Annotated in this window: 11 protein-coding genes, 1 other RNA gene and 1 pseudogene; 7 read left to right on the top strand and 6 right to left on the bottom strand. The window is 54.7% G+C overall.

The window, feature by feature from the left end:
- The first annotated feature begins 34 nt into the window (after positions 1-34).
- The 3 genes from ACZ9BE_RS01435 to ssrA all read left to right on the top strand — a co-directional run bounded on the left by ACZ9BE_RS01435 (position 35) and on the right by ssrA (position 1282).
- The gene (locus tag ACZ9BE_RS01435; protein WP_041477921.1) at positions 35-316 is read left to right on the top strand and encodes a hypothetical protein; all 282 of its coding nucleotides are present in this window, start codon (positions 35-37) and stop codon (positions 314-316) included.
- A 206-nt stretch (positions 317-522) separates the two neighbouring features.
- The gene (locus ACZ9BE_RS01430; RefSeq protein ID WP_016771781.1) at positions 523-798 is read left to right on the top strand and encodes a hypothetical protein; all 276 of its coding nucleotides are present in this window, start codon (positions 523-525) and stop codon (positions 796-798) included.
- 95 nt (positions 799-893) lie between these two features.
- Positions 894-1282: a transfer-messenger RNA gene (ssrA, locus tag ACZ9BE_RS01425) on the top strand.
- Positions 1283-1345: 63 nt separating this feature from the next.
- Here the strand turns inward: ssrA and ACZ9BE_RS01420 are convergent.
- The 6 genes from ACZ9BE_RS01420 to ACZ9BE_RS01395 are packed head-to-tail and all read right to left on the bottom strand — an operon-like array spanning position 1346 to position 12312.
- The gene (locus ACZ9BE_RS01420) at positions 1346-2062 is read right to left on the bottom strand and encodes a M48 family metallopeptidase (RefSeq protein WP_122880532.1); all 717 of its coding nucleotides are present in this window, start codon (positions 2060-2062) and stop codon (positions 1346-1348) included.
- Positions 2062-5214 (bottom strand): HsdR family type I site-specific deoxyribonuclease, encoded by a 3153-nt coding sequence (locus tag ACZ9BE_RS01415; RefSeq protein ID WP_474322469.1) that lies wholly within the window; start codon positions 5212-5214, stop codon positions 2062-2064. Before ACZ9BE_RS01415 ends, ACZ9BE_RS01420 begins: the two co-directional genes overlap by 1 nt.
- A 19-nt stretch (positions 5215-5233) precedes the next feature.
- Positions 5234-7210, bottom strand: a complete 1977-nt coding sequence (locus ACZ9BE_RS01410) for a GmrSD restriction endonuclease domain-containing protein (protein ID WP_476248843.1) — start codon at positions 7208-7210, stop codon at positions 5234-5236.
- Positions 7203-8612 carry a DUF7834 domain-containing protein gene (locus ACZ9BE_RS01405; protein ID WP_474322473.1) on the bottom strand — a complete coding sequence of 470 codons (1410 nt, stop codon included), beginning with the start codon at positions 8610-8612 and terminating at the stop codon, positions 7203-7205. Before ACZ9BE_RS01405 ends, ACZ9BE_RS01410 begins: the two co-directional genes overlap by 8 nt.
- Complete coding sequence (locus ACZ9BE_RS01400; protein WP_122880528.1) at positions 8609-9844, bottom strand: restriction endonuclease subunit S; 1236 nt, start codon at positions 9842-9844, stop codon at positions 8609-8611. Before ACZ9BE_RS01400 ends, ACZ9BE_RS01405 begins: the two co-directional genes overlap by 4 nt.
- Complete coding sequence (locus tag ACZ9BE_RS01395; RefSeq protein WP_476248842.1) at positions 9835-12312, bottom strand: type I restriction-modification system subunit M; 2478 nt, start codon at positions 12310-12312, stop codon at positions 9835-9837. Before ACZ9BE_RS01395 ends, ACZ9BE_RS01400 begins: the two co-directional genes overlap by 10 nt.
- A 402-nt stretch (positions 12313-12714) precedes the next feature.
- On the opposite strand from ACZ9BE_RS01395, the pseudogene ACZ9BE_RS01390 reads away from it, so the two are divergent.
- The 4 genes and pseudogenes from ACZ9BE_RS01390 to ACZ9BE_RS01375 form a co-directional block, all read left to right on the top strand.
- Positions 12715-13019, top strand: a pseudogene (locus ACZ9BE_RS01390) (transcriptional regulator); the annotation flags it as partial.
- 77 nt (positions 13020-13096) lie between these two features.
- Entirely contained in the window at positions 13097-13288 is a 192-nt protein-coding gene (locus tag ACZ9BE_RS01385) for a Fic family protein (RefSeq protein WP_474322478.1), read from the top strand.
- A 118-nt stretch (positions 13289-13406) separates the two neighbouring features.
- Entirely contained in the window at positions 13407-14342 is a 936-nt protein-coding gene (locus ACZ9BE_RS01380) for a restriction endonuclease (RefSeq protein ID WP_476248841.1), read from the top strand.
- A gap of 231 nt (positions 14343-14573) precedes the next feature.
- Complete coding sequence (locus ACZ9BE_RS01375; protein ID WP_252877409.1) at positions 14574-15161, top strand: GNAT family N-acetyltransferase; 588 nt, start codon at positions 14574-14576, stop codon at positions 15159-15161.
- Position 15162: the final 1 nt, after the last annotated feature.

Below are 15162 nucleotides of genomic sequence, written 5' to 3'. Positions count from 1 at the left end.
GCGAAGTCTGAACCCTCAGTTCAAGGAGATACACATGAACCGCTCTGTAATGTTAGGTCTGTTTGTCACTGCCTCGATGATGGCGTCCACTTCGTTCGCCGCTGAAAAACCTGGCGATTTATGCGATGCCAATCTGCAGAGAATCGATAGCGCAAAATCCCAATACCTGACGTCGACAGACCTGAATGCGCGCGTATCGGCCAGTGTCAGCAAAGCCCGCGCCCTGAAAGCACAAGGCAAGATTGACGACTGCCTCGCTGAAACACAGCAAACCCTGCTGGACATTCAAAACGCTACCGGTGACACCAAAAAATGATTCATGCGCCGACCTTTTACAGGTCGGCTGCATCGGCACCTGGCCGACCGATCTGGCCTTTTGACATTCGTTGCAAATAAAACCGAATTCCTGCGCAGCGAAGCGGTCAACCAGACAGGTCCTATACTGACCTCGCTTGTCTTGACCTCGGCATCGCGGCCAAACCGTCCGGCAGCACCGAGCCCCCATCGTTCAAGGAGATACCCATGAAGCATTCTGCAATTGCTGGATTGTTTATCACTGGTGCACTTCTGGCCTCGCCGGTGTTCGCGGCGGACAAAGACCTCTGCGCCGGGAATCTTCAAAGCATCAAAGATTTCGTCACCAGCCAGCCGTCCCTTCCTGAAAGCTCCATGAATAACATCAAGGAAGCACAGGAAAAAGCCACTGCGGCCCAGGCGTCCGGCAACGACAAGGAATGCATCGAGGTTACCAACGGCATCATCAGCAAGATGCAGATCCGTAACCCGACGCGTAACTGATGTCCCGCAGGCCAACCTTCGGGTTGGCCTGCCAAGCGTTTTGACGTACACTGTGCACGCTTGTTGCCCGAACAGATTCACCGGGCAATGAGTTCGGGGCCGTTTAGGATTCGACGCCGGTTGCGAAACTCTAGGTGCATGCCGACTTGGTAACAGAAGTCGTAAATCCACTGTTGCAACTACTTATAGTTGCCAATGACGACCAATACGGTGTTGCTCTCGCTGCTTAATTGCAGCTGACAATGCTCCTGGTACCTTCGGGTCCAGCAATCATCAGGGGATGTCTGTAAACCCGAAATGATTGTCATATAGAACAGAATCGCCGTGCAGTACGTTGTGGACGAAGCGGCTAAAACTTACACAACTCGCCCAAAGCACCCTGCCCGTCGGGTCGCTGAGGGTTAACTTAATAGACACGGCTACGCATGTAGTACCGACAGCGGAGTACTGGCGGACGGGGGTTCAAATCCCCCCGGCTCCACCAACTCGATGAAGAAGACGCCTTAGGGCGTCTTTTTTTGTACCTGGGATTATTGAGCAAAGGGCTTCACTCTTTCCAGATCTCAGCAGCCAACGGCAAGTCATTCAACTCCGCCCGGGCCTCACGCCACGTTGGGAAATGCTCCCCAAGGATGGAGATGAAGCGCTCATTGTGGGTAGGCTCGAGCAGGTGAACCATCTCGTGAACGATCACGTACTCAAGCAAGTCCTTCGGCTTCTTCACCAACTCGGTGTTCAGTCGAATGTTACCTGCTTGATGGTTACAGCTGCCCCATTTGGTTTTCATTCGCTGCAGGTAATAACCCGCCACTTTCACCTTAAGCTTACGCTCCCACTTCTTGATCAGCACCGGCACCACAGCGTGCAGTTGCAGCTTATGCCATTCGTGCATCACTTCGGCGCGCTTATGCGCATCGCTACCGGGGCGAACCGTTAAGGTGATGCGCTTGTGGTCAATCCCCACCGATGGCTTGGCGTCACGGTTTTTAACCACCATCAGGTAGCGTCGACCCCAGACATAGTGGCTTTCTCTTTCCACGAACTGACGCGGCGCTTCACGCGCCTGCGCCTCCAGCTTGCTCTGCTGCACGCGAATCCAGCCCAGCCTGGAAATAGCATAAGCCCGAGCGACTTCAAGCCGCGTACTTGTTGGTGCGACTAACGTTATCCGCCCCTCGGGCGGGTGCACGCTCAGGTGGACATTCTTGATGTCTTTTCTGGTTACCGAAATTGAAATGTCACCCAGTTCAATAATCTCGTTCATCAATATCCCTGTTGGTTCTTGATGATTTCGAATATTGCCGAAGTTGCTACACGGTCACGCCCCATCAGCGGAAACAGCGCATTAAGAACCTGCGCTTCCCGCGCAGAGTCCCCTCGCCAGGATGAAGGGGCCGATCCGCGCATGGCCAGGTCAATATCCAAAGCCAGTTTCACCTTTGCCCCTTCATCTGTCGGGCACTGGAAGGTAGTCGTTGCAATGCTGTCTAGGTTGTTGAACAACACGATGGCTTCCCGATGCCCGTTCAGTGCAGCTGGAGAACTTCCTGGCCCCTTCTGCGCCAGCTGCTTGACCAGCGCCTCGGCCTTGCGCAAAAACTCCTCGTACGCGGCTGCATCGTCACGACTCTGTTTGATCAGATCCTCAAGCAACCGCGACATACCCTCGTAGAACTTCGGGTCTGTCAGTTGCTCCCGAATGATGGTCTTCCGTACGTTGTTGATAATACCTTCGGCTATCGCCCCCTTGGAGAGGTTGCCTTTGGCGTTGAGCTTTTTGGCGATAGCATCGTGAACGCCAGTCTGAACAATCAGCTCAACCAGCGAGAAATTATCGACCGTGCTCATCGGGTCGGCAGGGTCTGCGTGAATATAGGTATTGAGTAGATGCCGCATGTCAGCTTCGAAAGGCTTGATATCCAGCTCTTCGCCGGAATGTCTCTTTATCGCCTCACGAACGTCAGTGTAGAACTGCACTTCTGTCTGAAGCCTGCCGGCTTCAGCAGCCGAGTAACCGGCTTCGGTGAGGTTCTGCGCCAAGTCGGCAAACGCTCGCACAAATGAAGCAACCGCCTTGTAGAAGGAAACCCGCAATGCTTCGGTCTCATCCAGCCCATTGGCGTTTGCGGCAGCACCACAGAAGTAATGGATAAACTGCTCAATCTCGCGCGGAGGGGCCACGGGATCGCACAAGTAACTCAATGCCTCGCGGGCAGCGTCCAATTGCTTCTTCCCTTCGACCAGCCAGTTCTTCAACTCAACGTTGTTATTGCCTCCGCTGCCTGCGTCGACATCCAGTTCGTCAGAGGTGTACACCGAAATAGCATCTTGTACGTCGCCGAACAGCTCTTTGAAGTCAACGATATAGCCAAAATCTTTGTCATCACCGTCTAGCCGATTGGTGCGGCAAATTGCCTGGAACAGGTTATGGTCCCGCAACTCGTTATCCAGATAGATGTAGGAGCAACTGGGTGCATCGAAGCCAGTCAGCAGCTTGCTGACCACGATGAGTAGCTTCAGGTTGGCCGGTTCCTCAATAAAGCGCCGCTTGGTCTCTTCTTCATAAGCGGTGGTGGTCTGGCCCGGCTTCAGCACGTACTGCGTGTAGGTATCGAACTTGTAACGTTCATCGCTTTGCTTCGGCTCGCGGGAAATTGCGTTGTGGTTCGGCTCATAGGACGTGACGATGCCGCAATACGTGCCGAAATAGGTGTTCTTAAACAACCGAAAGTAATGACAGGCATCATAGATGCTGGCGGCCACCAGAATGGCCGTCCCTCGGTCATTGTTCAGTCGTGGCTTTAAGCCAAAATCCTCAATGATACTAGCGACGATGCGCTGCTTACGCTCACCAGCACTCATGAGCGACTCCATGGTGGCCCATCGTTTGCGCAGGATCGATTTCTGGTAATTGTTCAGAGCTTTGGTTGCTCGTTCAAACCATGCATCGATTCCGTACCGCGAAGTCAAGCGCTGCGGTACATCGCGCGCTTCATACTTAAGGTCCAACACAACCTTATCCGCCACGGCTTCATGGAATTTGTAGGTATGGATGTAAGTGCCGAACACATCGCGCGTAGTCTGCTTGTCTCTACGCAGCAGCGGTGTACCGGTAAAGCCAATAAACAGGGCATTGGCCAGCCACTGCTTCATTTGCTTGTTCATATCCCCGCCCTGGGTGCGGTGGCATTCATCCACGAACACATAGAAGTGCCCATGCATGGGCGGCGGCGGTACGCTCAGATCTGGCTCAAACTTGTGCAGCAGTGCGCAAAGCAGGCGCGGTGCGGCAGCTGAGAGCTTCTGTACAAGATCGGCACGGGAGGTAATACGTGGCGAGGGCGAGTCGCTACCGATTACCCCGGCATTACGCATCACCCCGGATATTTGCTTGTCCAACTCATCGCGATCGGTGATGACCAGAATGCGCGCCTCAGCATCATGCTCCAGCAACCACTTGGCGATCAGCACCATCAGAATGCTCTTGCCACTGCCCTGGGTATGCCAGATAACCCCACCCTCTTTACGCCGAACCCGCTCTTGCGCGGCCTTCACTGCGGCGTATTGATGAGGGCGCGGCACTTTCTTGATACCCGCATCGAAGATAATGAAGTTGCGAATCAAATCGAGTAAACGAGACTTCTCGCACATCCGCGCCAGCGGGTCGTCCAGCAAGTAACCAGACATTGGCACTTCTTCGCCCAACTGCACTTGGTAGCGAGCAGGCATCTCGCGCAGAGTATTCGACTCTTCAGACCCAGCGCTCAGGGAAGATGCCTTCCACTCGACAAAAAACTCGGCGCGGGTAGTCGTGGTGCCGTAGCGCAGACCCTGAGAGTCACTGCCAGCGAAGACCAACTGCACTGTACTGAAGAATCCCTTGTTGAAGATTTCTTCCTGGTTGGTGATCAGTTGGTTAATACCGTCGCCCACCTCAACCGAACTGCGCTTGAGCTCAATCACGCCGATGGCGATACCGTTCAGATAAATCACCAAATCTGGACGGCGCTCATAACCACCGCGCAAGGTCACTTCCTCGGCAATGGAGAAGTCATTGCGTTCAGGGTGCTCCCAATCAACCAGATGCACCGTTTCGTGGGCCTGCCCAACGGCTACCTGCACCGGCACGCCGTAACGCAGCAGTTGATAGGTACGCAAATTAGCCTGATACAGGGTGATGCCCGTGGAATCAGCCGCAGTTATCAGCTTTTGCAACGCTGCTGATATTTGCGCAGCGGAGTAGCCCCGCTGCTTCAGGTTTGCCTGCAGCAGCTCGACTTCAATGTTGCGGTTTTGCCCACGCTTGCTCCACTCACCCAGGTAGTTGTAGCCAAGACAATCAGGCTGCGACATGTCCGTAAACAAGGCCACAATACGATTCTGGGTGCGACGTTCGGAGCGAGGTTGTTGAATCATTAGGTGCATCCTGCAGGCTTTATTCGGTTTCGTGTTTGCTGGCGAGACTGTTGAGCAACACGTTACTCATTAGTCCGGAATGTACGCGTATGGCGTCGGCATCCCAAGGCTCGGTCTTCATCATCAAGTGCTGCTTAACACTATCGATGGTGTTGTTCTTATAAAATTCTTTTTTCGCTGAAGGCATGAAATTGCTCAAGCGAGAGTTCTTGCTGTGACTGATCAGGCATAGATTTCCGAATGAATTGAGCATGTCTGCGTCGAGCCGAGCCTGTCCGTCCAATGGATTCTGCGGGTAATAATGCTCAACCGAACTACGGAAGGTGAATTCGTAGGATCTAACCGAGTCCTCTGCCCTGTGTTCAAGCCAAAGCAGGTAGTCCAGAAAGTTGAACACTAAATTGTTTTCAATGTTGCCAAACGTCAATCTGGACTCAAATGTGTCCGCCGCAATGCTGTCGAGGCGTGCCTGACAAATACCCCCGTTGGTATAGATCATCGCAAAGTAATCCAGGCCTACGTCTGGGGCCAGAAAGCGATCAAAGACAAACGCCTTCGCTACCGACTCCATGTGCCGCAGATAAACCTGAGCCTCAATCTGCTCAGCGTAAAACAGGTGAAACAGCGCCGCATTCAGCCAGTGCTTGTAAACCAGCGTTGGCGTAGAAACATGAAATGCCGACAGCAACATCAGGATGCGGCGGTTGATGCCTTCATTGCCGTCCTCTTCGCCGAAGGTATTCACATAACTTCCGCGCCCCCCCCGGCTACGTTCTCCGCCGTCATTCCATTTGAAGCGCTTGAGGCTCCAGCCATCTGCGCCCTTGATGAATTCACGCTTGATTACATATTGGTCAAACAGATATTTGCAGCGCAGTAGGCTAAAGGTAAAACGCTTCACCGCGGCTACTGGATCTGGCTGCTTGAGCACATGAGCTTCAAAGGTATCGAGCAGGCGTTTGTCATCTAGAGGGACGCTGTCTGCTTGCGTATCGACACGCAGTACATGCAACAGGAAGTTCGGGAAGTTGATAACCGTGTTGAAACGCTCTGGCGCGTCCTCACTTGACTCATCCTGCTTCGCAGCAACCGGTGCCTTAGCAATGATCTGATCAAGGGTTAAGCGTGTTTCCTGCTTGGCGGCTACCTCTTGCGAACTGTGCAGCGCAGCCCGCAGCGCATCAAAGTCAGCAAGCCCAAACTGTCCCCAGTCCTTGTCGCCAAAAATGCTGCTGCGTTGGCCAGGCGTGAAGCCCATTTGCACATAGCGCTCCATGTTCGCGCAGGCTTCCCAAACGGCATGCAGGCAGTTTTGGCTCTGCTCGCAGCCTTGCAAATGCTCCATCATCCGCGCCTTGAGCACCTCGTGTTTTTCCAGCTGCTCACCGCGGTTATTCATGATCTCGAAGTAATGGTTCAGGTCCGTATCCGTTGGTACCTTCACCCGCATGATTTGCACATAGCGGAACAGGTAGTCGGCAAACTGCTGAGGCGTAACGTCGTTCTCATTCAGTTTCTGCGGCAAGACTTTCTGGATAAGGCGGTAGCCATTGAGGATGCCGGTATTGATCTGCTTCTTGGTCAAAACCTCTGCAGGGTCGTCGTTGAACTTCTTCTCGAAGATAGCGGCAAAGGTTGCCCGCGAATGCTCGCGGCTATCGAAGTGGATACTCAGGTTTGAATACCAGGCAAGCTCGACAGCCTTGGTGTTTTTCAGATACGACGTCAGCAACGACAGGGTCGTCAGCCGCTGTTGGCCGTCAATGGTTTCAAATACTGGTGTTTTGCTATCCGGGCGCTCGTACACCACCAAGGTGCCAATGTAGTAATTGCGCGCTTTATCATCCTTCTTCGGCAGGTAATCGATCACGTCCTGAATCAGCTGCGTGATTTCACCCTCCTCCCAGGCGTAGTTGCGCTGATACATTGGGATGACGTACTTGTCCCGACCGCTGAGCAGCGCCTTGATGGAAAGCTGACTGATTTCGCTACTCATAATATTTCATCGCCTTGAACAGAGCTTCGATCTCATCGGTTCTGGTTGACTTCTGGCCGCTCAATACCGGCAGGCTGCAATTAATAAAGTCAGCAGGACGCGTGGCGTCCTTGATCAACCTGAAAAGATTGTTCTCCAACACGTGGTTATCCATGCTGGCCAGCTGCACCACCTGCATCTTCAGGCGCAGGCTATACGCCCAGATGAAAATCTTCTCGATGGCGCGGGAGATATCCGAGTGACCGAACTTGTCGATGTAGTAAATCAAAAGGCAATCGAACATCGCCCGTACGTAGCAATCGCCGGTGCGGGTTCTTGCCGGGTAGCTATTTAGAGTATCCATGATGGTTTTCGCATATCCATCGAGCCCTTCAGTGCCCACCAGTTCATGTCCGTTCCAGGACTCGGCGCTGATCCGCGCCACTTTGCCCTGATAGTGGCTGATCAGCTCAAAGAAGCGCCGGCCATTGATGATGATCTGATCCAGGTGGAAGGGAAACCCAAGCTCGCGCGAGTCGATCTTGCGCTCGTATTGCCCGTTGTAATTGTCGACAAAATGGTGAGCGATGCGCAGCTGCTCCACATAGGGGTAGCTGTCCACCGTGTCGATGTTTACGCCCTTGAATAAGTCACTGTCATCTTTGCTGAAGTAACGCGCCGAAACCCCTTTCGACCAGTTGCGGATGCGGTACAGGTACTGCGAAAACAGTGTGGCCAACGCCTCAGTGTCACTGTTTTCCCAATGCGCCACTGCGGCCGCCTTCAATGGCTCGTCACGCGGGCAAAACTCACGCAGATGGTACGCCTTGAGCAAATCATGAGGCTCCAGATCCCGGCCACGCGCATTCTGCGAATCGAAGAACTGAAAAGCTTCCGACACATCATTCAAGGCCACCGCCACGACCTGACACTTGTTCAGGAAGAAGTCGATATGCGCCTCGGTGAAGTCCGCACGGGAAACGATGCGGGCCACCTCAAGGTAATTGCTGTGGATATTCTTCTGCGAGATCTCACTGGTAAAGCTGGGGTTCACCATCGCTTTCTCAAGCGTGACCAAGCGTTCGCGCAAGTCTTTGCGTTCGAGTTTTTCTTCCATGTTCCGCTGGATCAGCGCACGGGCCGCCAGCAGCAGGCTGATAGTGCGCTGCTGGCCATCGACGATGTTCCTGGTCCCACCCTCCTGGTGAAACACTATAGTGCCCAGGCGGTAAGCCGACTTGTCCTTATGGATGGCGATATCGGAGAACAGTTGATTGATGTTCTTGCCGGTCCACTTGTAGGGGCGCTGGTACTGGGGAATATCCAGCGCAGAGTCCATAAGCAGTTCGTAAACGCTGATGATCTTGCAGGAAAGCTCAGTAGCCTGCAGCAGTTGAGGCGCATCCATGCTCAGGTTGGTCATAGCAGTCGAGTTCTTCCGGTTAGCAGTTCTTGCATCATGCCTTGCTTGAGGGTGCGGGTTTTCCCTAGGCGTTGCTCAAGAGCAGCAAGCTCGGCGTCCATATCGGACAGCACGGCGCCTATGGCAACTTGTTCGGGCTGGGGTGGAAGCAGGACCTCTGTGCCGGTAATCAGGCCTGTATTGAGGTTCATCTGCGAACCGGTTTGACCATGCTTAGACCAATCCGGCTCGATCCACTTCAGCGTGTAGTAAATAAACATCTTGTCTGCGTTAAGATCGTCGAATACGACGAATCCGTCGTGAATACACACGTCAATCTCGGTGATGACAGGCCTACCAACTGTAGCGCAGATGCTCATAATAAGACGCCCCCTAGCGACTGGGCGACTGTGTTGAACGCCAAGCGGTGAGAGCCTTTGTGTGGTTTCTCGAAGGTAAATCCCCGACTTCGTTACATCTGAGATACGCACCCATCCGATAGAGGAGTTCTGATCAAACCAGGCTGGACTATCGATTGGGCGTGGTGATGCTCCACGCTGAATGCGAGCAATATCCCCCAGCAGCCTCACCCCCCACTCTCCATCGAATCCAGGGAGGCGGGTTTGGCCGGTGAGGAGTTGTTGCATGGTGGCCTGTTTGAGGTCGCGCTTCTTGGCGATAAGCCGCTCCAATGCACCCAGCAGCGCATCCACATCGTTCAACGCGGTCGCTACGGCGCGTTGTTCGAACAAAGAAGGCAACGGAATGGGCATCATTCGAAGAGTGCCGGCATTCACATTCTTTTGTGCTCCCCCAATCTGACTTTGAGTGAAGAAACGCTGACCAATCTCCGAGTTAATGTAATGGCATAAAAAATCACTCTCGGCCTCAAGTTGGTTTGGCCGAGTGATCAGCGTGGTAAAGCTCTGAGCGGAATCGTACTGGGGAGGAACGATTGCCGTAACGCCCGGATAGCCCGTTCTCATTGTGAGCAGATCCCCGCCACGAAGCCTTTTATTCTTAAAAGTCACTTCGTATTCAGGAGCGATGAAGAGCAGATCGCTGTCGTCTAGCTTCCCTGCTTTGACGTTCTGATTCCTGAACATCGGTACACCTTTGACCCTGTAGGCGTGGGTCGCAGCACTGGCAATACCGACCATAATTCTCTCGCTTATCTCCGCTAGAGGCTTAACCTCCCACTCTGTCGGAATTACGGCAACCTCAGTTTGTTTATAACCAGGCTTCACTGCCATACCGCCCCCATTTTTTTCAAATGCTCTGCCACACGACTGGCAAGGGCTGCCACTTCATCGGTGAGCTGTGGCAACGGGGTGGCGTAGCGCTCACTCAGCTCGCGGATGCGTCCGGTCAGAGTCTGTGAGACTCGGTCGAGTTCGCCCTGCACAGCAGCGGCCAAGGTAGCCAACCATTTATCATCCACCACCAGGCTTTTAATATCGTCCTCGCCAAGCAGCGGGTATTTCGCGTGGATCTTGTTCTCGAGGTCTTCCTCAGTTTTTTTAAGCTTGGCCTTAAGGCTGTTTTGCTGATCAATCAAAGCGTCGTATTCGGCCAATACCTTGAACTCATCCTCATAATCCGGATCCATGCCAATCTCGCGTTGACGTGCTCTGATCGCTTTGGCGGTGACCTTCTGCTTGTCACCCTCGCCTTCGATCACTTCGCTAAGCGAGCCATCCTCACCGCTGTGTTCTTCGAGCATTTCACTCATGCTCTGCTCAACGCTGGCCAACTGGGCTTCAAGGTCTTCAATAGCGTTGCGCTCGACCATGAAATAGCGGGCAATCAGAATCTCGACCGGAATCAGGTCCGACTTGAAGCGGCGCTTGCCTTGGCAGTAGTCATGCTTCTCAGCCCAACCCAGCTTGTTGTTCTTATCCTTTACCTTGAGGATTTCACGCGCTTTAGCGGCGGCCTTCCAGCCGTCGGCACTGATCAGGTAGCAGTCGTCCTGCATGGTCTCAGCCCAGTAGTCCATCAGGTGCTGATAGATGTCGTAATGGTCGAGCAAGGGCGCTTCGGAGAAGGCAATGAGCAGGTCTTCGGACAGTGTGGCAATCAGATCTTTAGGGTGGCTGTTGACTGCAAAGCTTTTCAACTGAGGGGTGCTGTCCACCAGCCATTGGTTGAACAGCTTATCGATGCCCGCTTTAAAGGCATTGAACTGCGGATGGCCGAAAATGACCGATTTCACCTCAGGGCTGACCAGCTCAAAGTAACCGGAATGGCTGGCCGGCTTGAACAACGCCGTGCGCAGGGCTGGCATCACCTGCCAGTAGCTGTCAAAGGCGTCGATATCACGCTCGGGAATGCCACCGCGTAAATGGCCGTCGATATCCTGAATATCCTCAGGCTCGGTACTGTCGATATAGCGCGGCAGGTTGAGGTTAAAGTCGTTCTTCGGGTCGCTGATTTCATCAAAGCTCACCATGCGTGCGTAGCGTGGGTCGCTCTCATCCAGCCGAATGAAGGTATCGACGATCTTATGCACATCCTGATCGCGCAGGCGGTTCTTCGGGCCGTCCTTGATAAAGCCCTTGGCGGCATCGATCATAAAAATGCCTGTGCGCGCACTAGCGTTTTCTTTGTCCAGCACCAAGATGCAAGCGGGGATGCCTGTGCCGAAAAACAGGTTGGCCGGCAGGCCGATAATAGCTTTGAGGTAGCCGGATCGCACCAGTTGCTCACGGATCACCGCCTCGGCATTACCGCGAAACAGTACGCCGTGGGGCAGAATGCAGGCGCCTTTACCGGTACGTTTCATCGAACGGATGATGTGCAGCAAGAAGGCATAGTCGCCCTGTTTGGCCGGCGGCTCGCCCCAGGCAAAACGCTGGTACGGATCTTTAGCGGGTGTCAGGCCGACGCTCCAGGACTTGACCGAGAACGGCGGATTGGCCACTACATAGTCATAGGTACGCAGCTGCTCACCATCCTTGAACTTCGGCGTGGACAGCGTGTTGCCCTGCAGAATGTTGGCGGTCGGGAAGTCATGCAGAATCATGTTCATACGGGCGAGACCGGCGGTGGTCACGTCCATCTCCTGCCCTTCCAGGGTGATGTGCGTACCCGCTTGGTCGGCCACTTTCAGCAATAACGAGCCTGAACCGCAGGTAGGGTCATATACAGTAGTCTTGGCTACGGCATTGGTCGGGCTTATCCCGATGACCTTCGCGATGATGCGGCTGACCTCAGACGGCGTATAAAACTGTCCCTTACTCTTGCCGCTTTCGGTGGCGAAGTGACGCATCAGGTATTCGTAGGCATCGCCGAGAATGTCGTCGTTGTCGGCACGATTCTGCGAAAAGTCCAGCTCGGGCTTCTGGAAAATGGACACTAGATTAGTGAGTTTTTCCACCATGTCCTTCCCCTCGCCGAGCTTATTCGGGTCGTTGAAGTCGGGAAAGTCACTGCGGGCAAGCCGGGCGTTGGCGTCAATCAGCGGTTGAATGATCTGTGTGTTGATCTTGTTGCCGATATCGGCGTTGCCCTTGAGAGCAACCATGTCCTTGAAACTGGCACCAGCCGGGATGGTCACCGGTGATGCGAAGTCATCGGAATTGCCGTATTTGTCGGAGATGTACTTGATGAACAGCATGAACAGGACGTAGTCCTTGTACTGGCTGGCATCCATCCCACCGCGCAGCTCGTCACACGAGGCCCAGAGGGAGGAGTAAAGATCGGATTTCTTGATAGCCATTGGCAATCCTGACTGGGTAAAAAATAAGTGCGCAGGCGCCCGCTGTTATGCGCTTGGGATAATGCCCATGGCGCCGGCGTTAGGCGGGGGTCGACAGATATTTGTATCGAAGCGGAGCTTTACCTGCGGTTGATGGGTGAACCTTATCTATTTCGGTTTCGTCGGGCCAGCATTTCGACCTTATTTCCTAGCCTTCTTCCACTACCACAAGTCAAGCAGCCGAGAAGTCGTAGAAAGTGGGCGGCAGATTTGGATGCCGTGCACGGTCGGTCGCTCTACTTTCGGCGCCAACACTAAACAAGGGCACAGGAAAGTAATCCCCTCACATACCGATGCTATGCCGCTAGACACGAGCTACTTCGCTGCTTTTTTGATCATTCGCCAAGCTCGGGATGAACTTGCCTGCACCCCGAATTGGTCAGCCCCGGGTACCTGCCTGACGTACTCGACACCGAAAAAATTCGATTCGGCCTGTCCAATCGTCGTAACCCAACGCTCACCTCCCATGCTGTGCACATCCTGCCCTATCGCGGTTTGGGCACAGGCATCCCGCGCGCAATCGACGCTTGGCCAATGATCACTCTTGACGACGACCGGCAGAGTAACCAATTCAGGGTGGTGATTCAGAGGACCGTTGAGAAAGGGACTAAGTCGGGACCAAGTAGGGACTAAGTCGAGACCAAGTAGGGACTGAGTCCGCTGTCGACGGAGAACAAGCGAAACTCGCCCGTCTTTGAAGCCAGAGCAGGTAACTCTGCTAAGCAGGATTACAGGTGAGCACACTGTGCTCGAGCTGATGACCTTCGTTGGGCGCAGCAACCGCAGCAAGTTTCGCGAGCAGGTCTTGGCCCCACTACTGGCGAGTGGCGTGGTCGAGATGACCGTTCCAGACAAGCCCAACAGCAGCAAACAACGCTATCGCCTGACAGCGGTTGGCCGAGCGCTGAAGGCTGAACACCCCCCCTCGAACGACTGACCCCGGGCCAAACACATTTTGCGCCAACGCAATCTGGCGTTTTGTACACTCCGCTACAGGTAAGCGCGGCCGTCGAGCGGCTATAGTGGGCTAAGTCTTATCAGGATTAGAAAGAACCATGTCCGTCCCGACCTACGACCAGTTCATTGAGCCCATCCTGCGTTTTCTCTCGGCTCATCCGGAAGGTGCCACCGCATCCGAGGCCCACGAAGCGGCCGCACAGGCATTGGGCCTTAGCGAAACACAGCGGCAAGAGACCATCGCCAGTGGTCAGGCTACCTACAAGAACCGTTCAGGCTGGGCGCATGATCGGCTGAAGCGCGCTGGCTATTCCAGCAGCGCAAAGCGTGGCTATTGGCAGTTGACCGACATCGGCCGCGCATTTGCTCAGGCCAACCCTGCCCCTTTGAGCGCAGAACTGGTCGAGCATCTAGCCGTGAATTTCATGAGCGTGAAGCTGAAGGCAGCACCGGATGCGGCCTCACTGGATGAGAGCACCGATGCGTCCATGTCGATTGCCACGACCGAGCTTGCTACGAGCAGCCCACAGGAGCGTCTCAACCAAGCCATCCTCGAGCTGCGCACGAGCGTAGCGGGCGACTTGCTGGACAGCCTGCTGCAAGCAAGCCCGACCCGCTTCGAACATATTGTGCTCGACGTGCTGCACAGCCTGGGCTACGGCTCGAACCGTCAGGCGCTGCAGCAAGTCGGTGGTAGTGGCGACGGAGGTATCGACGGCGTGATTTCGCTGGACGCACTCGGGCTGGAGAAGGTTTACGTGCAGGCCAAGCGCTGGCAGAACACCGTCGGCCGTCCCGACCTGCAGGCGTTTTATGGCGCCCTGGCCGGACAGAAAGCCAAACGCGGTGTATTCATCACCACTTCCGGCTTCACCGCTCAGGCCATTGACTTCGCGCGCTCGGTCGAGGGGCTGGTGCTGGTCGATGGCGAACGTCTGGTCAACCTGATGCTTGACCACGACGTGGGCATCAGCTCGCAGCTTTACAAGGTTCCCAGACTCGACAGCGATTACTTCGACGAATCGCTCGGATAAGTAAAAATCGGTGCCTGCCACAGCGGCCACTCCGGCATATCGCCCGTAAACAATGAATTTTTCTTCACTACGCCTAATCCGCTCCCCCTGTAAAGTCCATCCCGCTCATTCAAGAAACTACGGTTCGCCCGCGCTCCTAGCGGGCTTTTTTTCGCCTCGGCTTCTCCATATCTTGCCGCTCCCCACCATATGCGCGACTCTGCCTGCAGATCCCTCGCCAAGGAGCGCTCGATGCCGCTGTTATCCCTGCCCTGCCCGCGCCTGACCCTTGCCATCCTCTCCCCCGATCAAGCCGAGCTCGAAAGCGCGTTCTACCAGCGCAACCTCCGCCACCTGGCGCCGTGGTCGCCCATCCGCACCACCGACTACTTCTCCACCGCCAACATCCGTCGTCGCTTGGAGATCCAGGCCAGTGCTTTCGAAGCCGGGTTAGCCATGCATTTCGCGCTGCTGTCGTCGGACGGTCAGCAGATGATCGGTGCGTGCAATTTCAGCGGGGTTATTCGTGGGGCGTTTCAGGCGTGTTATTTGGGTTATCACATCGATGAGGCGCATCAGGGGCTGGGTTTGATGCAGGAGGGGCTGGAGGCGGGGATTGGTTATATGTTCGATGTGCAGAATCTGCATCGGATCATGGCCAATTACATTCCGGGCAATGAGCGCAGTGCGCGGTTGCTTGAGCGTTTGGGTTTCGAGCGTGAGGGCTATGCGAAGGCGTATCTGAACATTGCCGGGCGTTGGCAGGATCATGTGCTGACGGCGCTGGTCAATCCGGGGTTCGAGGCGCCGGATCAGCGTTGGTCGCGGCGCCTGGGTTGAG

Source organism: Pseudomonas sp. TE9122, from assembly GCF_056278925.1.
Note: the sequence above shows the minus strand (reverse complement) of the source record. Positions and strands in the feature narration are given on the sequence as shown.

Coding starts and splice junctions, on each gene's coding strand:
- ACZ9BE_RS01420 (WP_122880532.1), bottom strand. CDS start 2,062: ATGAACGAGATTATTGAACTGGGTGACATTTCAATTTCGGTAACCAGA.
- ACZ9BE_RS01400 (WP_122880528.1), bottom strand. CDS start 9,844: ATGGCAGTGAAGCCTGGTTATAAACAAACTGAGGTTGCCGTAATTCCG.
- ACZ9BE_RS01415 (WP_474322469.1), bottom strand. CDS start 5,214: ATGATTCAACAACCTCGCTCCGAACGTCGCACCCAGAATCGTATTGTG.
- ACZ9BE_RS01395 (WP_476248842.1), bottom strand. CDS start 12,312: ATGGCTATCAAGAAATCCGATCTTTACTCCTCCCTCTGGGCCTCGTGT.
- ACZ9BE_RS01410 (WP_476248843.1), bottom strand. CDS start 7,210: ATGAGTAGCGAAATCAGTCAGCTTTCCATCAAGGCGCTGCTCAGCGGT.
- ACZ9BE_RS01435 (WP_041477921.1), top strand. CDS start 35: ATGAACCGCTCTGTAATGTTAGGTCTGTTTGTCACTGCCTCGATGATG.
- ACZ9BE_RS01405 (WP_474322473.1), bottom strand. CDS start 8,612: ATGACCAACCTGAGCATGGATGCGCCTCAACTGCTGCAGGCTACTGAG.
- ACZ9BE_RS01430 (WP_016771781.1), top strand. CDS start 523: ATGAAGCATTCTGCAATTGCTGGATTGTTTATCACTGGTGCACTTCTG.
- ACZ9BE_RS01380 (WP_476248841.1), top strand. CDS start 13,407: ATGTCCGTCCCGACCTACGACCAGTTCATTGAGCCCATCCTGCGTTTT.
- ACZ9BE_RS01375 (WP_252877409.1), top strand. CDS start 14,574: ATGCCGCTGTTATCCCTGCCCTGCCCGCGCCTGACCCTTGCCATCCTC.